This window comes from Paracoccus sp. FO-3 (assembly GCF_006386455.1).
Classification (GTDB): Bacteria; Pseudomonadota; Alphaproteobacteria; order Rhodobacterales; family Rhodobacteraceae; genus Paracoccus; species Paracoccus versutus.
Genome location: NZ_VCBQ01000003.1, coordinates 78,413 through 99,128, shown reverse-complemented (window position 1 = coordinate 99,128; position 20,716 = coordinate 78,413). Strand labels below are relative to the sequence as shown.

Genomic DNA, 20,716 nt, shown 5'->3' with positions numbered 1-20,716 from the left:
GCCGGGTTTTACTCCGCCGTTGACACCATAGTTGACCGCTAGCTGACCGTGTCAGCTATGGCGATGGGGTTGATTCATCAAATACTTCCTGAAATCCGATTTTTCACAGAATACTTCATAGAGCAAGAGGGATAAGTCTTGCTTGTGCGCGGGGATGGATACCAACCCCGACGCCTTTCTCATGGTCTATGCGCGGGTGCTGCGCAGGCATCGCAAGGACCGGGGCCTCTCACAGGAGGAACTCGCATTCCGGGCGGGGTTGAGCATGCGCTACGTGTCGCTGCTTGAGAGCGGGAAGCACCAGCCCAGCCTTGCCACGATGAAGGCGCTGGCCGATGCCCTGGAAACGAATCTTACCGCGATGATCGCCGAAGCCGAGGGCGACGATCAAGGAGAGAGGCGGCTTCCTGAATAGGGCGGCATCAACAGATCAAGCACGCAACAAGGTCTCGGCACTCTCACCTGACCTCCTAGACGTAAACTTGGGGCATCTCTTGGGGCATAACCACGCTCGTTGCCCAATCGGCATCACGAGGCAGGTCACGAGCCGATCTAGGCTATCCCGTCAAAAAGGTTCGGAAAGATCCTGTCCTTAAGGGAGGAAAATCCCATCTCCTCAAAGACTTGGATGATTTGGCTGGGGCGGTAGGATTCGAACCTACGGTACACGGTACCAAAAACCGTTGCCTTACCACTTGGCCACGCCCCAACTTGTGGAGGCGTATCTAGCCAAGCCGACGGGGGGGTGCAAGAGGCAAAACGGAAAAATCTTGTGGCTTCCGCGCCGGAGTTCTATGCGCCCGGCATGGAACAGGTCGATACAGTCATTCTTGGTGCCGGGGCCGCCGGACTTTTCTGCGCCGGCTCGATCCTGTGGCAGGCAGGCGAGCGGGCGGGGCGGATCGTCGTGCTGGATCACGCCCGTGCGCCGGGCGAAAAGATCCGCATCTCGGGCGGCGGGCGCTGCAACTTCACCAATCTGGCGACGGGGCTTGATCGCTTCGTTTCGGGCAACCCGCGTTTTGCCGCCTCGGCCCTGGCGGGCTTCACGCCTGGGGATTTCGTCGCCCTGGTGGATCGGGCGGGCATCGCCTGGCATGAAAAGACGCTGGGGCAGCTGTTCTGCGACGGCAGCGCCCGGCAGGTCATCGACATGCTGCTGCACCGAATGCGCGGCGCCGAATTGCGGCTCGGGACCGCCGTCGCGGGGGTGGAGCGGGCAGGCGACGGCTTCGTGGTCGCCACCCCAGGAGGGCCGCTGGCGGCGCGGCGCGTGGTCGTGGCGACGGGCGGCAAGTCGATCCCCAAGATGGGTGCCACGGGGATCGGCTATGACATCGCCGCCCGCTTCGGGCTGGCGCTGGCCGAGCCAAGGGCCGGGCTGGTGCCGCTGACCTTCGCCCAGCAGGACCTGGACCTTTGCCGGCCGCTGGCCGGGCTGTCGGTCGCCGCCGAGGTCAGCCATGGCGCCGGGCGGCGGCGCACCCGCTTTCGCGACGGGCTGCTCTTTACCCATCGCGGCCTGTCGGGACCGGCGATCCTGCAGATCTCGAGCTTCTGGCGGCCGGGAGAGGAGATCGCCGTCGACCTGGCCCCCGATGCGGATGTCGCCGCGGCGCTGCGCGAGATCCGCGGGCAGGGCGGGCGCATGGCCGTGGCCTCGGCCCTGACGCGCTGGCTGCCCGCGCGGCTGGCCGAGGCCATCGCTGCCGAGGCAGGGCTGGTCGGCGCGCGGCTGGCCGATCAGGGCAACGCGACGCTCGACCGGCTGGGGGCGCGGGTGAATCGCTGGGCCCTGCGCCCGGTCGGCACCGAAGGCTGGCGCACGGCCGAGGTCACGGTGGGCGGGGTCGATACGCGGGCGCTCGATTCGCGGAGCATGCAGGTGAAATCCGTTCCCGGCCTCTATTTCATCGGCGAGGTGGTGGATGTCACCGGCTGGCTCGGCGGCTATAATTTCCAATGGGCCTGGGCCTCGGCCCATGCCGCGGCCAGGGCCATTGCGGCCGGCTGATCAGCCCATCACCGGGTCGGATTTGGCCAGCGCGTCGAAGCGCATCAGCGAGGCGATCAGCGCCGGCATCCGTTCCAGATGGATCATGTTCGGCCCGTCGGAGGGGGCGTTGTCGGGATCCTGATGCGTCTCGATGAAGACGCCGGCCACGCCCAGCGCCACCGCCGCCCGCGCCATGACCGGCGCGAATTCGCGCTGCCCGCCGGAGGAACCGCCCTGTCCGCCCGGCTGCTGCACGGAATGGGTCGCATCCATGATCACCGGCCAGCCGGTCCGCGCCATGATCGGCAGGCTGCGCATGTCGGCGACCAGCGTGTTGTAGCCGAAGCTGACGCCGCGTTCGGTCAGCAGGATGCGCTTGTTGCCGGTCGAGGCGACCTTTTCGGCGACATTGGGCATGTCCCAGGGGGCAAGGAACTGGCCCTTCTTGATGTTCACCGCCGCCGGTGTCTCGCCCGCCGCCAGCAGCAGGTCGGTCTGGCGCGACAGGAAGGCGGGGATCTGGATCACGTCCACCACCGAACCGGCCAGGCGTGCCTGCTCGATGTCATGCACGTCGGTCAGCACCGGGCAGCCGATGCGGCGGCGCACCTCGTCGAGCATGCGCAGCCCCTCGTCGATGCCGATGCCGCGCCGGCCCGTCAGCGAGGTGCGGTTGGCCTTGTCGTAGCTGGCCTTGAAGACGAAGCCCGCGCCGGCCTTGGCGCAGGCCTCGGCCACGGTCTCGGCGATCATCAGCGCATGATCGAGGGTTTCAAGCTGGCAGGGGCCCGCGATCACCGCAAGGGGGCGGTCGTTGCCGAAGGTGACGTTGCCGATCTGGACATGATTCATGAGGATACCTGTTCGCGCAGGATCGAGGCGGTCAGCGAAAGCATCAGGTAGATGCCGGAAAACACCAGGAAAGCCACGATCGTGTTCTGGAAAGCCTTGGGATAGGTCGCCTCGTCCGGCGGGACCGGCGCGACCGAGAGCGAGAGATAGCGCACCTGCTTGTTGGCCTCGATCCGCGCGGTTTCCATCTGCGCGGCGGCGGCGGCCAGCAATTCCTGCCGGGTCAGCAGGTCGGATTCGGCGATGCGGATCTCGCCCGAGATGGTGGCCAGCGAGCCGCGGGCGGTGCTGCCCTCGGTCAGTTGGCTGCGGGTCTCGGCCAGCATCTCCTCCAGCCGGCCGATGTCGCCCTTGACCCCGGCGACGCGGCTGGCATTGGGGCTCTGGTTGGAGAGCAACTGGCCCAGCTCCAGCTTCTTTTCCGCCAGCTGGCGCTCGAGTTCGGCGATATGGCTCATGATCACGCCGCCCTCGGCCGCGGGGTCCAGCACGCCCAGCCTTTGCTGCAGCTCCTGGACGCGGCGCTGCGCCAGCAGCACCTTTTCCTCGGCCTCCTGGTAGCTCTCGACCGAGCCCTTCATCTGGTCCTCGCGCAGCCGCGCGGTCATCTGGTCCACCTGGCCCTCGGCATATTTGATCAGCGCCAGCGAGAATTCCTGGCTGAGCTCGGGATCGGGGGCGATCACCTCCATGTTGATGACGCCCTCGGTCGGATCGTAGCCGATCTTGACCGAGTTCCGATAGAGCTTGTAGGCCTGTTCGTTCGTCGTATCCGGCGCCAGGCGCAGGATCGGGTCCATGGCCGGATCCTGGAAGGCGCGCTTGAAGCCCAGATCCCGGTCGAGCCGCAGCATCGCATCGCGCGAGGTCAGGTAGCTTTGCACCGACACCGAATCGGTATTGGTCGCCAGCTGCGTGCCGCCGAACAGGCCCCCCAGCCCGCTCGAGCTTGACTGATCGGCCTGCTGGATCTGGAATTGCGAGACGGTGGCGTAAAGTGGCGTCGCGACGAAGAAGTAATACCAGCCGGCGACCAGCGTCGGCAGCCCGACAAAGGCCGCCAGGCGCGCGAACAGCATCAGGAGCTTGCGGCGGCGGCGGCGGGCGATGTCCTGCTGGATGCGGATGATCTCGGCGGCGCGGCGGTCCTCGGTCAGTTCCTCGCGCGAGGGCAGGTTGGTCGTGCCGGGGGGCAGCGGCGCGATCTCGGTCCCGCGCCGGCGGGGCGGCGTGCGATCCCCCCGCATCGGCACCGGCATGGTGGTGCCGGCCGCCTCGGCCGCCGCCTGGGCCCGCGCGCCCTCTTCCGACAGGATCCTGCTGACGGAGGCGCGGTGGAACGGGTCGATGCCGCGGTCGCGCAGCAGGACCACCGCCTCGTGATCCGAGGCGGCTTCGATCTCGTGCATGGCGGCGATGCGGCGCGCCATGCGCAGCTGGCGATCGGTCAGGTTTTCCGCCCGCACCGCGGCGATACGCTCGGCCATCGGGGGCTGGTCCGGGGCTGCCGCATCCTGGGGCGGATCGGCCGGCCGCGGCGCCGCGCCGGGAAAGCGCATGTCGCCGAAACCGTCGTCGGCCGTGGCGAAAAGCCGTTCCGCGTCCTGGGTCGGGGTCTCGGCGCCTTTCCTGACCTCGACCTTCACCTTGGGCTTCTTTGCGGTCTCCGTGGGTTCCTGGCCGACGGCCAGCACCGATTCCTCGCGGCGGGTGCGATAGGCGCGCGCCTTAGGCGGTGTAGTCATAATATTGCTTCGCCTCTTCGAGGGTTTCAAACTGGTATAGCTTGCCGTCGCGCAGGACGGCAGCGGAATTGCAGAATTTTTCAATGGTTTGCGCCTGGTGCGACACGACGACCACCGTCGCCGACCTGAGGCGTTCGTAAAGCACCGTCCCGGCCTTGCGGTTGAATTCCGGGTCGGTGGTGCTGGGCATGCCCTCGTCGATCAGGTAGACGTCGAACTCCAGCGCCAGCATCAGCGAAAAGGTGAAGCGCGACCGCATCCCGGCGCTGTAGGTGCCGACCGGCATGTCGAAATATTCGTCGATGTCGGTCAGCCAGCGGCAGAACGCCTCGACGTAATCCGGGTCCAGCCCGTAGATGCGGGCGATGAAGCGCGCATTCTCGTTGGCGCTGAGCGACGAGGTGATGCCGCCCATGAAGCCCAGCGGAAAGGACACCCGGCATTCGGTGCGGATCGTGCCCTCGTCGGGCTTTTCCAGCCCGCACATCATGTTGATGATCGTGGTCTTGCCGGTGCCGTTGGGGGCCAGGATGCCCATCGACCGCCCCAGCTCGATCCGAAACGAGGCGCGGTCGAGGATCACCTTGCGTTGCGTGCCGGTCCAGAACGATTTGGAGACGTTGTCGAATTCGATCATCTGGCCGTCCTGGTCCGCGCGCGGGCGCGGAATGGTAATGGTTACGACATACACAGTTCCCGCCGCCGACCGAAAACACCCCAGGCCGCGGCAGGCCGGACCATATGCCGGGCGGGTCGCGCTGTCCACCATGGCGATCAATGCTTGATATATCGTGAATGCCGGCCCTTTTCTGCCGTCGGCGGGCTGCCTATCTGCCAGGCATGCCCAGCCTTCTTCGCGAGATTTCCGACTGCCGTCTCTGTGCGCCGCGCTTTGCCGCGACGGCGACCCGGCACAGCCCGCGCCCCGTCGCCTGGTTCCGGCCCGGCGCGCGCATCCTGGTCGTCGGCCAGGCGCCGGGCATGCGCGTGCATCTGGCCGGGCGGCCCTTTGCCGACCGTTCGGGCGACCGGCTGCGCGACTGGATGGGCGTGTCCGAGGCCGAGTTCTATGACCGCGCGCGCATCGCCATCGTGCCGATGGCCTTCTGCTTTCCCGGCTATGACGCCAAGGGTGCTGACCTGCCGCCGCCGCCGATCTGTGCGCAGACCTGGCGCGCGCGCGTCATGGCCGAGCTGCGGCCCGACCTGACGCTGCTGGTCGGCGGCCATGCGCAGCGCTGGCACCTGCGGGCCGCGGCGCGCGGCGGGGTGACGGCGACCGTCGCCGGCTGGCGCGATCATGCGCCGCACATCTTCCCCTTGCCTCATCCGTCCTGGCGCAATACCGGCTGGCTGCGGCGCAATCCCTGGTTCCAGGCCGAGCTGCTGCCGGAATTGCGCGCCGCCGTTGCCGCCCTGTTGAGAGAAGCCGATGACCCCGCTGGATGAGCTTTGCCAGGTTCCCTTTCACGAGGCCGATGCGCCCGCCCGGTCGCGCATCCTGTCGCGCCTGGCCGATACCGAGCTTTTCGTCGCGCTGTTGGCCGAGCCGGCCGACGACCGCGCCGAATTGCGGCTGTTCGACCTGCCCGAGGGCCGCTTTGCCCTGGCCTGCGACCGCGAGGAGCGGCTGGCCGGTTTCGTCGGCGGTCCCGTCGCCTATCTTGCCCTGCCGGGCCGCGTGCTTGCCGCCGCCCTGGCCGAGGAGGGGCGGGGCCTGCTGGTCAATCCGGGCCATGGCTCGCAGCTGATGCTGGATGCCGGGGTGCTGGCCTGGCTGGTGCGGGCGCTCGAGGCGCGGCCCAGCATGGCGCCGGACGAGGCCGCGCGGCGCCTGGGCGCGCCCTCGCCCCAGGCGGTGGCGCTCTTGGCCGAGCCCCTGGCGCAGCGGCTGGGCGACATGGCCGGGCTGGTCGGCCGCCTGGCCCTGGTCGCCGCCGAATGGCGCGACGGGCGGCAGGGCCATGCGCTGATCCTGTCGGGCGTCGAGCCGGCGCATCAGGCCGCGGTGGCCAAGGCCCTGGCGGAGTTGCTGGCCTTCCTGCCCGAACTGCCCGGCGGCGTGGACATCGGCTTTGCCGAGCCGGACCTGCCCGCCGGCGCGCTGATCCTGGAGCCGCCGCCCCCGCCGCCGGCGCCCGAACCGGTGCGGCGCGATCCCTCGGCCCCGCCGCGGCTGCGCTAGCAGGCAAACGAAAACCCGCCCAAGCGGGCGGGTCTTTGCGTGATCACCGGAAGTTGATCGGTCGCGAGTCAGGCGCCCCAGTGGCGGATCGGGCCGCAGTCCATATGGACGAAGTTCGAGCGCGAATATTTGCCGACCCCGCCCGCATTGCAGGCGGCCGCGGCCTTGTACATCTGCGAGACCGAGCGCGACTTCAGGCGCAGGTCCGCAGCCTTGCCCACCATGTGCAGCGAGTTGCGCGCGACGCCCGAGGATTGCGAGCGCAGCATCGCATTGGTCTTGGGCGAGCGATAGCCCGACAGCATCATGTAGGGTTCGTTGGTTTGCAGCAGCCTGTGCGAGGCTGCGGCGATGTCAACCGTGCGCGGATCGATTCCGATGGCCTGGCCCGTCCGCCAGTCGCGCATGAAGATGTTGATTTCATTCAAGGCATCCCGGATATACTTGCCTTCGACCCAGTAAACCGTGTCGATGCTTTCGCCCGTGCGCCCCGAATACATGCGAATGCGGCGGATGTCGCCGGCACCCCGCAGCAGACCGAAGGCATTGGCCATAACCGGCGCTGCTGCCACCGTGGTCGCCGCGAAGACGCCAAGGATGCCCCGACGCGAGAGAGTTTCGAACGTCATGTCAGATCGCCTGTCCTGCTTTCGTTGTTCTTGCCGTCCGTTGAAACGGCGCGGTCCGGTTTAGCCGGAACCGGTTAAGACTATGTCACCAGCGCGCGAGCGGTGGGAAGCTTTTCGTTCCAGGGGCGGCGAAGTTCTGCCATTCTCGGCGAGAATCCGCCGAAATCCGCGCGATTCGGAACCAAATCCAATGTTTCTGCGCGGCCGTGTTCACGCTGCATCAGTGATGCAACAAAAAACCCGCCTCGCTGGACCGGAATCCGCCCGGATGCGAAGATTTGCCGCAGGTGTTGAAGGGAATGTCAGGTGCGCTCTTTTGGGCTGATTCGCGTGATGGTTGTTGCGGCCGTTCTGGCCATGCCGGGGGCTGCCGCGGCCCAGGCGCTGGATGCCGCGCCCGTGGCCGCGCTTCCGGCGCCGCGGCTGAGCTTTTCCGAAAGGGAAATGCGGCTGGCCGAGCAGGTCGCCGACCATCCGGGCCTTGCGGATTTCTATGGCACGAACGGGCTGAAGCCGATCTTCGCCGGTGCCGAGGGCGCCCTGCGCCGGGCCGCGCTGATCGAGGCGCTGGGGCAGGCGGCCTCGCACGGCCTGCCGCCCGCGCGCTATCGCCAGGCCGCGCTGCGCAGGCTGGGCGGCGCCGGCGCCGATACGGTCGAGGACGAGATCCGCTTTGCCCGCGCCTTTGCCGACTGGAGCCGGGACGTGTCGGGCGGGATCCTCGATCCGCGCAAGGTCGAGCCGGGGATCAAGCGCGAGGTGCAACGCCCGCGCACCGGCGACCTGCTGCGCGCCTTTGCCGCCGCCGACGATCCGGCGGCGATGCTGGCCGCCCTGCCGCCGCAGGATCCGCGCTACGAGGCGCTGCGCCAGGNAGCTGGTGGCGCCCGCCGATGCGCCGCCGGTGCCCGAGGGGCTGTGGCGCGAGGGGACCAGCGACGCCGCCGTCGCGGCCTTGCGCGTGCGGCTGGCCTCGGTCGGCTTTGCCGCGGCGCCCATGGGCAGCCCGCTGACCTATGACGGCGCGCTGGCGCAGGTGGTCGCCGCCTATCAGCAGGCGGCGGGGCTGCCGGCCGACGGGGTGGCCGGGCCGCGCACGGTCGCGCGGCTCAACCGCGGCACCGGCCCCGAGGCCGAGGCGATCCTGGTCGCGCTGGAGCGGATGCGCTGGATGGCCGGCCACGACCTGAACGCCCGCCACGTCTGGGTGAACCTGCCCGAGTTCAACGCCCGCATCTACGAGAACGGCCGCGAGGTCTTCGAGACCCGCGTCGTCATCGGCAAGGCCAACCAGGAATTCGAGACGCCCGAGTTCAGCGAGACGATGAAATACATGGTGGTCAACCCGCGCTGGAACGTGCCGCGCTCGATCACCGTCAAGGAATACCTGCCGCGGCTGCAGGCCAACCGCCACGCGGTTTCCCATCTGGACGTGGTGGACGGGGCCGGCAACGTCATCCCGCGCGACCGCATCGACTTTCGCAAATACAGCGCCAAGACCTTTCCCTATCACATGCGGCAGAAACCCAGCGACGACAATGCGCTGGGGCAGGTCAAGTTCATGTTCCCCAACCCCTGGAACATCTATCTGCACGATACCCCGACCAAGCACCTGTTCAACCAGTCGAGCCGCGCCTATTCGCATGGCTGCATCCGCGTCGGCCGCCCCGTCGACCTGGCGCATGAGCTGCTGAAGGGCCAGGTCGAAAGCCCCGAGGCGGTCTTTGCCAAGGCGCTGAAATCCGGGCGCGAGACCTATCTGAACCTGCACCCGCCGGTGCCGGTGCATCTGGTCTATTTCACCGCCTTCCCCGACGAGACCGGCCAGATCCGCCGCTTTCCCGACATCTATGGCCGCGACGCGCTGATCCATGCCGCCCTGGCCAAGGCCGGGCTGGATTCCGCCGGCCCGGATGAATAGATGAACCCCAAGCAAAGGGGAGTCGCATGACATTGACCATCGCTGAACTGGCCCGCGCACTCGATGCCCGCCTCTGGGGCGACGGCAGCCTGCTCGTCAACGGTGCGGCCGAGGCCGGCCAGGCGCGCGAGGACCAGATCGCGCTCGCCACCTCGCCCGCCTATGCCGAGAAGCTGGCGCCGGGCGGCATGGCGCTGCTGGCCGAGGGGGCCGACCCCGAGGCGCTGGGGCTGCGCGCCGCCATCCTGGTCGGCCGGCCGCGGCTGGCCATGGCCGGGCTGACCCGCGCCTTCGATCCCGGCCCCGGCATCGCCCCCGGCATCCATCCCAGCGCGGTGATCGACCCGACGGCCGAACTGCCCGAGGATGCCGCTATCGGCCCCTTCGTGGTCATCGGGGCGCGGGTGCGGATCGGGGCGGGGGCGCGCATCGCCTCGCATGTCTCGATCGGCGCGGATACGGTGATCGGCCGCGACGCGCTGATCCATCCCGGCGTGCGCATCGCCCATGGCGTGACCATCGGCCACCGGGTGATCCTGAACCCCGGCGTCTCGCTGGGCGCGGACGGGTTTTCCTTCGTCACCCCCGAGAAATCGGGGGTCGAGGAGATCCGGCAGTCCCTGGGCGAGCGGGCCGAGATCCGCCAGCAGCACTGGACCCGCATCCATTCGCTGGGCGGGGTCGAGATCGGCGACGATGTCGAGATCGGCGCCAATTCCACCGTGGACCGCGGCACCATCCGCGCCACCCGCATCGGCCGCGGCACCAAGATCGACAACCTGGTGCAGGTCGGCCATAATTGCCTGGTGGGCGAGGATTGCCTGCTTTGCGGCCTGGTCGGCATCGCCGGCTCGGCCCGGATCGGCAACCGCGTGGTGCTGGGCGGGCAGGTCGGGGTCTCGGACAATATCTTCGTCGGCGACGACGTGATCGCCGGCGGCGCGACCAAGATCTTCACCAACGCCCCCGCCGGCCGGGTGCTGCTGGGTAGCCCGGCGGTCAAGATGGAGGCCCATGTCGAGGCGCAGAAGAACATCCGCCGCCTGCCACGGCTTTACGCGCAAGTGGCCGAGCTTCGCGAAACTGTTAAGAAACTGCTCGACAAGGGCGGCGTGGAATAGCATTCCCGCATGTAATCGCCCCTGACCGGGACAGAACGGAGGCCGAGATGACAGAAATCCGCGATCGCATCATCCAGATCGTCGCAGAACAGGCGATGCTGGATCCGTCCGAACTGAAGCTCGAGATGTCGCCGCAAGACATCGGCATCGACAGCCTGGGCCTGGTCGAATCCATCTTTGCCATCGAGGAAGCCTTCGACATCTCGGTGCCCTTCAACGCCAACGAGCCCGAGAAATCCGACTTCGACATCTCGACCCTCGGCGCCATCATTGCCGCCGTGGAAAAGCTGGTCGCTGAAAAGGCATGAACGCCAAGAGGACCAAGGGCGAGAAAACGCCCAAATCCGAACGCAAGCCCGGCAAGGTCAAGGGCAAGGTCAAGAACGCGACCAAGATCGCCCGCACCATGCTGGGCCGCGTCATCATGGGGCGGCATGCCAACGGCATGCGCCGCGTCGCCATCACCGGCATGGGCACGGTCAACGCGCTTGGCCGCGACGTGCCCTCGACGCTGGAGGCCATGCGCGAGGGGCGCTGCGGCATCGGCCCGCTGGAGTTCCGCGACGTCGAGCGGCTGGCGATCCGCATCGGCGGCCAGGTCCGCGACTGGGAGGCCGAGACCTATTTCAACCGCCAGCAGATCGTCCTCTACGACAAGTTCACCCAGTTCACCCTGCTGGCCGCGCGCGAGGCGGTGGCGCAATCCGGGCTGGTCTTCGAGGGCGAGCTGGGCCTGCGCTCGGGCGTGGTGCTGGGCACCGCTGCCGGCGGCATGAACACCTGGGACGAGAATTACCGCACCGTCTATGAAGAGGGGAAGAACCGCGTCCATCCCTTCGTCGTGCCCAGGCTGATGAACAACGCGGCCTGTTCGCATCTGAGCATGGAATACGGGCTGCTGGGCCCCAGCTTCACCGTGGCCACCGCCTGCGCCAGTTCCAACCACGCCATGGGCCTGGCCTTCAACATGGTGCGCTCGGGCGCCGCGACCGTCATGCTGACCGGCGGGTCCGAGGCGATGCTGTGCTTCGGCGGCGTCAAGGCCTGGGAAGGGCTGCGCGTCATGTCCAAGGACGCCTGCCGCCCGTTCTCGGCCACCCGCAACGGCATGGTGCAGGGCGAGGGGGCCGGCGTCTTCGTCTTCGAGGATTGGGAACACGCGGTCGCCCGCGGCGCCGACATCCTGGCCGAGGTGGTGGGCTTTTCCATGTCGGCCGATGCGCAGGACATCGTCATGCCCTCGGCCATCGGCGCCGAGCGCACCATCACCGGCGCCATGCTGGACGCGCATATGCGCCCCGAGGAGGTCGGCTATATCAACGCCCATGGCACCGGCACGGCGGCGAACGACAAGACGGAATGCGCCGCTGTGGCCCATGCCTTCGGCCATCACGCCGACCGGCTGATGATCTCGTCCACCAAGTCCATGCACGGCCACCTGATCGGCGGCACCGGCGCGGTCGAACTGCTGGCCTGCATCATGGCGCTGCGCGACGGCGTCATCGCGCCCACCATCGGCTATGAGGAGCCGGACCCGGAATGCGCGCTGGACGTGGTGCCGAACGAGGCGCGCGAGGCCAGGGTCGAGGCGGTGCTGTCCAACGCCTTCGCCTTCGGCGGGCTGAACGCGGTGATCGCGCTGCGCAAGGCCTAGGTCGGGTGCCGCCCGCCGCAGGTGGGGCGGGCGGGTCAGGCCGCCCTAGCGTGCCACTTCGCGCGGGCGCAGCATCAGCCACAGGAGCGCACCGCCCGCCAGCACCAGGAAGGGCAGCATGGCCAGGTTGACCGCGCTCCACCCCGCCTGGGCCGAGCCGCCCATGCAATTCATCAGCCCGCCCGAGGACAGCGAGGCCAGGAACACCCCGCCGAAGACGATGGCGTCGTTCAGGCCCTGCACCCGCTCGCGCTCCTCGGGGCGATAGGCGCGGGTCAGCATGGCGGTGGCGCCGATATAGCCGAAGTTCCAGCCGAGCCCGAGCAGGATCATGGCGATGTAGAAATGCGCCAGGTCCACCCCCGACAGCGCCACCGCCCCGGCGCCCGCCAGGATCGCCAGGCCGACCATGACGATGCGGGTGGCGCCGAAGCGGGCGATCAGGTGGCCGGTGAAGAACGAGGGCGCGAACATCGCCAGCACATGGCCCGAGACGATGTTGGCCGCATCCGCGGTGGCAAAGCCGCAGCCCACCACCGCCAGCGGCGCCGAGGTCATCACCAGGTTCATCAGCGCATAGGAGACCATGCCGCAGATCATCGCCACGGCGATCTGCGGCACGCGCAGAAGCTCGCCCAGCGGCCGGCCCTGGGAATGGCCCTGGGCAGGGGCGGGCGGGCGCGGAATGTCGAGAAAGGCGAAAAGCACCGGGCCCAGCAGGTTCAGCCCGATGATCGCGGCATAGGTGGCCAGGAAGGGGATGGCGGTCACTTCCGCCGTCCAGCGCACCAGCAGCGGGCCGGTGAAGGCGGCGGCCAGCCCGCCCGCCAGCACCCAGGAGATGGCGCGCGACTGGAACTCGGGCGGGGCGCAATCGGTGGCGGCGAAGCGGAAGAATCCCTGCGCCGCCATGTAGACCCCGGTAAAGAGCGCGCTGGCGGTGAACAGCCAGAAATTGCCGCTGGCCAGGGCATAGGCGGCGATGGCCGCCCCAAGCGCCGCCGAGCCGCAGGACAGAAGGAACCCCGCCCGCCGCCCGTGCCGGCGCATGAAGCCCGAAAGCGGCCGGGCCGACAGCGCCGAGCCCAGGATCATCATCGACAGCGGCAGGGTGGCGATGCAGGGGTTCGGGGTCAGCATCTGGCCGGCCAGCCCGCCGACGATGAAGATCATCGACATCTGCGCCCCGAGCAGCGCCTGCGCCAGCAACAGCACGATGACATTGCGCCAGGCGCGGCGCATCGGGTCTGCCTCGGCCAGGGTCATCGCCATGGCGGGTCTAGCGCAGCGTGCGCGCGTCGCGGGCGCGGGTCTCGATCGCCGCCCAGTCGCTGGCGGCGACATCGGCGTCGGGCGCGATCCAGCTGCCGCCGACGCAGACCACGTTCGGCAGGGCCAGGTAGTCGGGGGCGTTCTGCAAGGTCACGCCGCCGGTCGGGCAGAAGCTGACCTGCGGCAGCGGACCGGCCAGGGATTTCAGCGATTTCGCCCCGCCCGCCGCCTCGGCCGGGAAGAATTTCAGCATGGAATAGCCCAGTTCCATCGCCCGCATCACCTCGGAGGCGGTGACGGCGCCGGGCAGGAGCGGCAGGCCGATCTCCTCGCAGGCCCGCGCCAGCCGCTCGGTCAGGCCGGGCGAGACGGCGAAGCTGGCGCCGGCGTCCCTGGCCCGCTTCGCATCGTCCGGGGTCAGTACGGTGCCGGCGCCGACATGGCCGCCGGGCACCTTGGCCATCGCGCGGATCACATCGAGCGCGGCGGGGGTGCGCAGCGTCACCTCGAGCACCGGCAGGCCGCCGGCGACCAGCGCCGTCGCCAGCCCCTCGGCGCGGGTCGCATCGCCGACGACCAGGACAGGGATCACCGGGGCGAGTTCGCAAAGCGCGCGGGTGTTCCGGGATTGCTGTTCGGGGGTCATGGCGGGCCTCGTTCTTGCGGAAATCTCGCGGCAGGTTGCGCTTTTCCGCGCCGCTGCGCAAGGGTTCGTGTTAGCGTTAACTTGCCGCGGGCGGGGTGGGCCGGCGCAGGACAGGGGGCTGTCCGCCCCCTCTTGCGGCGCAAGGCCGCAATTCACCCCCGAGGGTATTTCGGCAACGGAGAAAGGCTTCAGCCGCCGAAACTGCTGCGCCCGCCCGAGCGGGCGGTGGCCGAGGCGCCGAAGCCGCCGCGCTGGCTGACCTGGGCCGCGCTCATCGGCGGCTTGCCGATGGTCGAGGGCGCACGCTGGAAGGCTGCCGCCGGCACCTTGCCCGCGCCGCGGTTGCTGGCGAAGCTCTGGTCGCCCTTGGGCGTGGAATAGCGCCCGTCGGCCGTGTTCACCATCGGCTGCGAGAAGATGCCGCCGCCGCGCGACAGCATCGAGCCCATCATGTAGCCCACCAGCAGCGGCATGAAGGAAAACCCGCCGCCCGAGCCCTGCGCCTGCTGTTCCTGGGCCGGGTCGCCGCCGCAATTGCCCACGCCATGTTCCTGTTCGCACAGCTCCTTGGATTCGTAGCGCGGCGCGGTTTCCAGGAATTCCTGCTGGGCGGCGGCGAAGTTCTGGCGGCAGTCCTCTTCGGTGAACCACAGGGTTTCCTGCTTGCTGGCGGCGATGCAGCTTTCCAGGTCGGGAAAGCTTTGCGCGTCCATGCGGTCGTCCTCGCAGGCGGCCAGCGCCAGGGTCGCGGTTCCGGCCAGCACCAGCGCGACATGGCGCGAGCGTTTGCGGGGGAGGCGGTCGGTCATGGTCAGCCCTCGATGAAATGCGGCTTGAAGCGCGACAGGTTGTGGGTGATGGGCGAGCGGTCCTCGCGCAGGCCGAGCCCGCAGCAGGTCTCGCCCACGATCCAGGCGCCCAGCACCGGGTGGAAGCCGCCGAAATCCGGCAGCCGGGCCAGGCCCTGCACGATCATCGGGTGATGCGAATAGCTGTCGTCGCCGGTGCGCGCCACCTCGCGGCCCGCTTCGCGGATCACCACGCCCGCGCCCTCGCGCGAGAAGATCGGCTTGGTCACATGGCCCTGGGCCAGGGTTTCGCGCGCGGCCTCGAAGGCCGGGGCCAGCTCGGGGGCGGGGCTGCCGCCCGCCATCGCCTCCTCGACGTCGGCCAGGAAGAAGGCGGGCAGCAGGTTCGGGTGGCCGGGGAACATCTGCCATAGGAGCGGCAGGATGCCCTTGTTCGACAGCACCGCCTTCCAGGGCGGCTCGATGAAGCGGGTGCCGGAGCCTTGCAGGTGCCGGGCGAAGTCGTCGCGCAGCATGTCCTCCCAGGGGTAGAGCTTGAAGAGCGTGCCGATGACGCGGGACTGGTCGTCGGCGAATTGCCCCTCCTCGGTCAGGCCGATCTGGGAAAGCGCGGTGAAATGCGCGCCCAGGCCCGCCTCGCGCGCGGCCCAGGCCAGGGTCTCGACGGTGGCGTAATCCTCGGGGTTGTCGGGATCGGCGGTGAAATGCACCTCTTCGCCGTCGGTGCAGATCTGCGTCCAGCGCGCCACGATCGCCTCGTGGATGCTGTTGAACTGGTCGGCATCGGCATCCAGCACCCCCGCCGCCCGCTGCTGTTCGAACCAGAGCCATTGGAAGCTGGCGGATTCGTAGAGCGATGTCGGGGTGTCGGCGTTGTATTCCAGCAGCTTCGCGGGGCCATGGCCGTCATAGGCCAGGTCCATGCGGCCGTAAAGCTCGGGCTCGCCCCGCGCCCAGCTGGCGGCGACCAGATCCCAATGCTCGCGCGGGATGTCGAGCCGGGTCAGCCAGGATTCGTCGCGGACGGCGCGGTCCACCGCCTCGCGGCAGAGCGCGTGCAGTTCCGTCGCGGGGGCCTCGATGTCCTCTTCGACCTGGCGCAGGGTGAAGCGATAGGCGCTGGTTTCGTCCCAATAGGGCTCGCCGCCCATGTCGGCGAAGCTGAAGCCCAGCTTCTCGGCCTCGTCGCGCCAGCCGGGTCGCTCGGGAAGGGTGCGTTTTTCCATGGTCTCTCCTTCCGCCCGAGATAGGACGGGGCGGCGCCCCGGCGCAAGCCTGCGCCGCGATTTTCTGGCCGGGCGGGTCGGTGCATCGGCCGCCCTTCGCCCCCCGGCAGGCCGGGTTTCACGCGGGGCTTGCGGCAGGGCCGGCTTCGCGCCAAGCTGCTACCATTCCAGCCCCGCGAGCGACGGGGCGCGACAACAGGGATGATCCGTCATGCAGAACCGTTTCCCGCTTCGCGCGCTCATGCTGGCCTCGGCCGTGGCCTTGGCGCCGGCCGGTGCCGCCTGGGCCGAGACCCCCGCCGATACGCTGGTGATCGCTCATCAGATCGACGACATCATCAGCCTGGACCCCGGCCAGAGCTTCGAGTTCTCGGGCCAGGACGTGGTCAGGAACCTTTACGACCGGCTGGTCGATATCGACCCGCTGGACCTGGCGGCGGGCATCAAGCCCAGCCTGGCCGAAAGCTGGGAGGTCAGCGAGGACGGCAAGACCATCACGCTGACCATGCGCGAGGGGGTGAAGTTCCATTCCGGCAACCCGGTCCGGGCCGAGGATGCCGCCTGGTCGCTGCAACGCGCCGTCAAGCTGAACAAGTCGCCCGCCTTCATCCTGAACCAGTTCGGCTTCACCGCCGAGAACGTGGACGAGCGCGTGACCTTCGACGGCAACAGGCTGGTGCTGCAACTCGACCAGCCCTATGCGCAAAGCTACGTGCTGAACTGCCTGGCCTCGGAGGTCGGCTCGGTCGTGGACAAGGAAACCGTGATGGCCCATGCCGAGGGCGAGGATTTCGGCAATGCCTGGCTGTCCACCAACGATGCGGGTTCGGGGCCCTTCACCCTGGCCACATGGCGGCCGAACGAGGCGGTGCAGCTGACCGCCAATCCCGATTACTGGCAGGGCGCCCCGGCATTGGCGCGGGTGATCGTGCGCCATGTCCAGGAAAGCAGCGCGCAACGGCTGCTGCTGGAGCAGGGCGACGTGGACGTGGCCCGCAACCTGACGCCGACCGATGTCGAGGGCATCGCCGGCAACGACAGGCTGAAGGTGATGGACGAGCTGCGCGGCCGCATCCTCTACATGGGGCTGAGCCAGAAGGATCCCCTGCTGTCCCGCCCCGAGATGGTCGAGGCGATGAAATACCTGATCGACTATGCGGGCATGGAATCGAGCTTCCTCAAGGGCCAGTGGAAGGTGCATCAGAACTTCCTGCCCGAGGGCTACCTGGGCGCCTCGGACGAGAACCCCTGGACCCATGACATCGAGAAGGCCCGCCAGATCCTGACCGATGCCGGCATCACCTCGGGCACGGTCAGGACCATCGTGCGCGACATCCGCGAATATGTCGACGCCGCCCAGACCCTGCAGGCCGCCATGGCGCAGGTCGGGCTGACGCTGGAGATCCAGCAGATGACCGGGGCGCAGGTGCTGGACGCCTATCGCGCGCGCCAGGTGCCGATCTTCATCGGCGAATGGGGGCCGGATTACGCCGATCCGCATACCAATGCCTCGACCTTCGCCCATAACCCGAACAATGCCGACGATGCCGGCCTGTCGCAGCTGGCATGGCGCAACAGCTGGGCGGTGCCCGACGAGATGAACCGCGCCGTCGAGGCCGCCACGCTGGAGGGCGACACCGACAAGCGGGTGCAGATGTATCTGGACATCCAGAGCCAGTATCGCGAGATCGCGCCGATCATCCCGATGTTCCAGAAGATCGAGCAGGTGGCGATGCAGCAGAACGTCCAGAACTGGACCTCGGGCGGCTCGGTCAGCTCGGTCCTCTATCGCCAGGTGACGAAGGAATAGGGCGTGGTCCAGCCCGACATGCTGGACCAGCCGGGGCGGGACGGGCCGCCCCCCGCCGCCGGCGCGCCGTCGGGGCGCGCCATGCGGCTGGGCCGTCGCTTCGCCGGCGTGGCCCTGTCGCTGGTGCTGACGCTGCTGGGCCTTTTGCTCGTCACCTTCGTCATCGGCCGCATCATGCCGATCGACCCGGTGCTGAAGGTGGTGGGCGAGCGCGCGACCCAGGCGCAATATGACGCGGCCTACCAGGCCATGGGGCTGGACAAGCCGATCTGGCAGCAGTTCCTGCGCTACATGGCCGAGGTGCTGCGCGGCGATTTCGGCCGCTCGATCTCGACCGGCCATGCGGTGGCGCAGGACTTGCGGCGGGTGTTCCCGGCCACGCTGGAGCTGGCGACGCTGGGCACGCTGATCGGCGTGCTGGTCGGCGTGCCGCTGGGCGTGGTCGCCGCCGCGCGCCGGGGCGGCTGGATCGACCAGGTCGCCCGCGTGGTGGCGCTGGTGGGCTATTCCATGCCGATCTTCTGGCTGGGGCTGATGGGCCTTCTGCTGTTCTACGGCATCCTCGGCTGGGTCGGCGGGCCGGGACGGCAGGGCATCGTCTACGACGGCATGGTGCCCACCGTCACCGGGCTGATCCTGGTCGACAGCCTGGTCGCCGGCGACTGGGCCGCCTTCCGCGACGCCTTCAGCCATATCGTGCTGCCGGCCGGCCTTCTGGGCTATTTCAGCCTTGCCTATATCAGCCGCATGACCCGCAGCTTCATGCTGGAGCAGCTTTCGGCGGAATATGTCGTCACCGCCCGCGTCAAGGGCCTGTCCGAGCGCCGGGTGATCTGGGGCCATGCCTTCCGCAACATCCTGGTGCCGCTGGTCACGGTGATCGCGCTGAGCTTCGGCTCGCTGCTGGAAGGCTCGGTGCTGACCGAGATCGTGTTCTCCTGGCCCGGCATCGGCCAGTATATCACCAAGGCGCTGCTGGCCGGCGACATGAACGCGGTGCTGGGCGGGACCGTGGTGGTCGGCACCTGCTTCGTGGCGCTGAACCTGCTTTCCGACATCCTCTACCGCCTGCTGGACCCGAGGGCGACATGACCCGGACCACCCGCGCATGGCTGCTTTCGGACGCGCCGCAGACAAGGCGGCAGGCCCGGCTCGGGGCGCTCTACCAGGGCTGGCTGACCTTTCGCGCCAACCGGCTGGCGATGGTCGGGCTCGCGATCCTGGTCCTGCTGGTGCTGGTCGCGGGTTTCGCGCCCTGGATCGCGCCGCAAAACCCCTATGCGCAGAACCTGGCCCAGCGGTTGCAGCCGCCCTCCGCGCAGCATTGGCTGGGCACGGATGCGCTGGGGCGGGACATCCTGTCGCGGCTGATCTTCGGTTCGCGGGTGACGCTGTTCATCGTCGGCACCGTGGCGCTGATCGCGCCGGTGATCGGGCTTTTCGTCGGCACGGTGGCGGGCTTCGCCGGCGGCTGGGTCGACCAGGTGCTGATGCGCGTCACCGACATCTTCCTGGCCTTCCCCAAGCTGATCCTGGCCCTGGCCTTCGTCGCCGCCCTCGGCCCCGGCATCGGCAATGCGGTGCTGGCGCTGGCCATCACCTCATGGCCGCCCTATGCGCGGCTCGCGCGGGCCGAGACGCTGACCATCCGCCGCGCCGACTATATCGCCGCCGCCCGGCTGCAGGGCGCGGGGCCCTTGCGGCTGCTGATCGGCCATGTCTGGCCGCTCTGCGTCAGCTCGCTGATCGTGCGGGTGGCGCTCGACATGGCGGGGATCATCCTCTCGGCCGCGGGCCTGGGCTTCCTGGGCCTCGGCGCGCAGCCGCCGATGCCGGAATGGGGGGCGATGATCTCGGACGGGCGCAGCTATATCCTGGATTTCTGGTGGGTCGCGGCCATGCCCGGCCTGGCGATCTTCGTCGTGTCCCTGGCCTTCAACCTGCTCGGCGACGGGCTGCGCGACGTGCTGGACCCCAGGGGAGGCCGGGAATGACGCCGCTGCTTTCGGTCCGGAACCTGCGCGTCGCCTTCCCGACCCGCTCGGGCCTGTTCGAGGCGGTGCGCGGCGTCAGCTTCGAGCTGGGCCGCGAGCGGCTGGGCGTGGTCGGCGAAAGCGGCTCGGGCAAGACCATGACCGGCCGTGCCATCCTCGGCCTGGTGCGTCCGCCGGGGCGGGTCGATGCCGACCGCATGGCGCTTGGCGGCGAATCGATCCTGAACCTGCCCGAGCGGCGGATGCGCCGCCTGCGCGGCGCGCGCATCAGCATGGTGATGCAGGATCCCAAGTTCAGCCTGAACCCGGTGATGACCGTCGGCCGCCAGATCGTCGAGGGCTACCGGCTGCACACGGGCGTCAGCCGCGCCCAGGCCCGCGACAAGGCGCTGGAAATGCTCGCCGCCGTGCAGATCCGCGACCCCGAACGGGTGTTTCACGCCTATCCGCACGAGGTCTCGGGCGGCATGGGCCAGCGCATCATGATCGCGATGATGCTGGCCCCCGACCCCGAGATCCTGATCGCGGACGAACCCACCTCGGCGCTGGACGTCTCGGTCAGGAACGGGGTGCTGCGCATCCTGGACCGGCTGGTGCGCACACGCGGCATGGGGCTGATCTTCATCAGCCACGACCTGAACCTGGTGGCGCAATTCTGCGACCGCGTCCTGATCATGTATGCCGGCCGCGTGGTCGAGGAACTGCCCGCGCGCGATCTGCACGCCGCCCGCCACCCCTATACCCAGGGCCTGCTGAACAGCCTGCCGCGCCTCGACCGCCCGGTGGAACGGCTCGCGGTCCTGCAAAGGCAGGCGGGCTGGCGCGACGCCCCGCCCGAGGGCGCGGCATGATGCGG

General features: G+C 68.7%; 21 protein-coding genes and 1 tRNA gene. 13 read left to right on the top strand and 9 right to left on the bottom strand.

Features of this window, described 5'->3' with window-relative positions; translation table 11 throughout:
• Nucleotides 1–154 precede the first annotated feature (154 nt).
• Nucleotides 155–415: a helix-turn-helix domain-containing protein gene (locus FE811_RS01590; protein WP_166435399.1), complete on the top strand. Its 261-nt coding sequence runs from the start codon at nt 155–157 to the stop codon at nt 413–415.
• A gap of 219 nt (nt 416–634) precedes the next feature.
• Here the strand turns inward: FE811_RS01590 and FE811_RS01585 are convergent.
• Nucleotides 635–709: transfer RNA gene (locus tag FE811_RS01585), tRNA-Gln, on the bottom strand.
• 96 nt (nt 710–805) lie between these two features.
• Here FE811_RS01585 and FE811_RS01580 point away from each other — a divergent pair.
• Nucleotides 806–2,014 (top strand): NAD(P)/FAD-dependent oxidoreductase, encoded by a 1,209-nt coding sequence (locus FE811_RS01580; RefSeq protein WP_116220924.1) that lies wholly within the window; start codon nt 806–808, stop codon nt 2,012–2,014.
• Here FE811_RS01580 and kdsA read toward each other — a convergent pair whose 3' ends face one another.
• From kdsA to FE811_RS01565, 3 genes are read right to left on the bottom strand one after another with little or no spacing between them, the layout of a single operon-like run.
• Nucleotides 2,015–2,848: a 3-deoxy-8-phosphooctulonate synthase gene (kdsA, locus tag FE811_RS01575; RefSeq protein ID WP_036760622.1), complete on the bottom strand. Its 834-nt coding sequence runs from the start codon at nt 2,846–2,848 to the stop codon at nt 2,015–2,017.
• Nucleotides 2,845–4,593 carry a capsule biosynthesis protein gene (locus FE811_RS01570; protein WP_116220925.1) on the bottom strand — a complete coding sequence of 583 codons (1,749 nt, stop codon included), beginning with the start codon at nt 4,591–4,593 and terminating at the stop codon, nt 2,845–2,847. Before FE811_RS01570 ends, kdsA begins: the two co-directional genes overlap by 4 nt.
• Entirely contained in the window at nt 4,577–5,230 is a 654-nt protein-coding gene (locus FE811_RS01565) for an ABC transporter ATP-binding protein (protein WP_072462460.1), read from the bottom strand. The genes FE811_RS01570 and FE811_RS01565 overlap by 17 nt, the downstream gene beginning before the upstream one ends.
• Nucleotides 5,231–5,433: 203 nt before the next feature.
• Between FE811_RS01565 and FE811_RS01560 the strand changes: the two genes are divergently transcribed.
• Together FE811_RS01560 and FE811_RS01555 are read left to right on the top strand one after the other, a co-directional pair.
• Nucleotides 5,434–6,042, top strand: coding sequence for a uracil-DNA glycosylase family protein (locus FE811_RS01560; RefSeq protein ID WP_244294918.1), 609 nt, complete (start codon nt 5,434–5,436; stop codon nt 6,040–6,042).
• On the top strand, nt 6,026–6,778 hold the full coding sequence (locus tag FE811_RS01555; protein WP_116220927.1) for an SseB family protein: 753 nt from the start codon (nt 6,026–6,028) through the stop codon (nt 6,776–6,778). Before FE811_RS01560 ends, FE811_RS01555 begins: the two co-directional genes overlap by 17 nt.
• A 68-nt stretch (nt 6,779–6,846) precedes the next feature.
• Here FE811_RS01555 and FE811_RS01550 read toward each other — a convergent pair whose 3' ends face one another.
• Nucleotides 6,847–7,407, bottom strand: a complete 561-nt coding sequence (locus FE811_RS01550) for a DUF882 domain-containing protein (RefSeq protein ID WP_036760631.1) — start codon at nt 7,405–7,407, stop codon at nt 6,847–6,849.
• Between the two features lie 333 nt (nt 7,408–7,740).
• Between FE811_RS01550 and FE811_RS28110 the strand changes: the two genes are divergently transcribed.
• From FE811_RS28110 to FE811_RS01530, 5 genes are all read left to right on the top strand, one after another.
• Entirely contained in the window at nt 7,741–8,427 is a 687-nt protein-coding gene (locus FE811_RS28110) for a hypothetical protein (RefSeq protein WP_255469572.1), read from the top strand.
• A complete protein-coding gene (locus FE811_RS28105; RefSeq protein ID WP_255469574.1) occupies nt 8,405–9,328 on the top strand; it encodes a murein L,D-transpeptidase in 924 nt (307 codons plus the stop codon). Before FE811_RS28110 ends, FE811_RS28105 begins: the two co-directional genes overlap by 23 nt.
• A 26-nt stretch (nt 9,329–9,354) precedes the next feature.
• The gene (locus tag FE811_RS01540) at nt 9,355–10,449 is read left to right on the top strand and encodes a UDP-3-O-(3-hydroxymyristoyl)glucosamine N-acyltransferase (RefSeq protein WP_116220929.1); all 1,095 of its coding nucleotides are present in this window, start codon (nt 9,355–9,357) and stop codon (nt 10,447–10,449) included.
• Between the two features lie 47 nt (nt 10,450–10,496).
• Nucleotides 10,497–10,757 (top strand): acyl carrier protein, encoded by a 261-nt coding sequence (locus tag FE811_RS01535; protein ID WP_116220930.1) that lies wholly within the window; start codon nt 10,497–10,499, stop codon nt 10,755–10,757.
• A 137-nt stretch (nt 10,758–10,894) separates the two neighbouring features.
• The gene (locus FE811_RS01530; protein WP_114535988.1) at nt 10,895–12,103 is read left to right on the top strand and encodes a beta-ketoacyl synthase; all 1,209 of its coding nucleotides are present in this window, start codon (nt 10,895–10,897) and stop codon (nt 12,101–12,103) included.
• 45 nt (nt 12,104–12,148) lie between these two features.
• Here the strand turns inward: FE811_RS01530 and FE811_RS01525 are convergent, their stop codons facing one another.
• From FE811_RS01525 to FE811_RS01510, 4 genes are all read right to left on the bottom strand, one after another.
• Complete coding sequence (locus FE811_RS01525) at nt 12,149–13,369, bottom strand: MFS transporter (RefSeq protein WP_166435491.1); 1,221 nt, start codon at nt 13,367–13,369, stop codon at nt 12,149–12,151.
• A 13-nt stretch (nt 13,370–13,382) separates the two neighbouring features.
• A complete protein-coding gene (eda, locus tag FE811_RS01520; RefSeq protein ID WP_114535978.1) occupies nt 13,383–14,021 on the bottom strand; it encodes a bifunctional 4-hydroxy-2-oxoglutarate aldolase/2-dehydro-3-deoxy-phosphogluconate aldolase in 639 nt (212 codons plus the stop codon).
• Nucleotides 14,022–14,209: 188 nt separating this feature from the next.
• Nucleotides 14,210–14,830, bottom strand: a complete 621-nt coding sequence (locus tag FE811_RS01515; RefSeq protein WP_116220932.1) for a DUF1190 domain-containing protein — start codon at nt 14,828–14,830, stop codon at nt 14,210–14,212.
• Nucleotides 14,831–14,832: 2 nt separating this feature from the next.
• Entirely contained in the window at nt 14,833–16,056 is a 1,224-nt protein-coding gene (locus tag FE811_RS01510) for a glutathionylspermidine synthase family protein (protein ID WP_116220933.1), read from the bottom strand.
• A gap of 211 nt (nt 16,057–16,267) precedes the next feature.
• Here FE811_RS01510 and FE811_RS01505 point away from each other — a divergent pair, with 211 nt between their 5' ends.
• From FE811_RS01505 to FE811_RS01490, 4 genes are all read left to right on the top strand, one after another.
• Nucleotides 16,268–17,866 (top strand): ABC transporter substrate-binding protein, encoded by a 1,599-nt coding sequence (locus tag FE811_RS01505; RefSeq protein ID WP_114535976.1) that lies wholly within the window; start codon nt 16,268–16,270, stop codon nt 17,864–17,866.
• An 81-nt stretch (nt 17,867–17,947) separates the two neighbouring features.
• Nucleotides 17,948–18,958 carry an ABC transporter permease gene (locus tag FE811_RS01500; protein ID WP_072462472.1) on the top strand — a complete coding sequence of 337 codons (1,011 nt, stop codon included), beginning with the start codon at nt 17,948–17,950 and terminating at the stop codon, nt 18,956–18,958.
• Nucleotides 18,955–19,860: a nickel transporter permease gene (gene nikC / locus FE811_RS01495; protein ID WP_116220934.1), complete on the top strand. Its 906-nt coding sequence runs from the start codon at nt 18,955–18,957 to the stop codon at nt 19,858–19,860. The genes FE811_RS01500 and nikC overlap by 4 nt, the downstream gene beginning before the upstream one ends.
• Nucleotides 19,857–20,711, top strand: coding sequence for an ABC transporter ATP-binding protein (locus FE811_RS01490; protein WP_116220935.1), 855 nt, complete (start codon nt 19,857–19,859; stop codon nt 20,709–20,711). The genes nikC and FE811_RS01490 overlap by 4 nt, the downstream gene beginning before the upstream one ends.
• Nucleotides 20,712–20,716 lie beyond the last annotated feature (5 nt).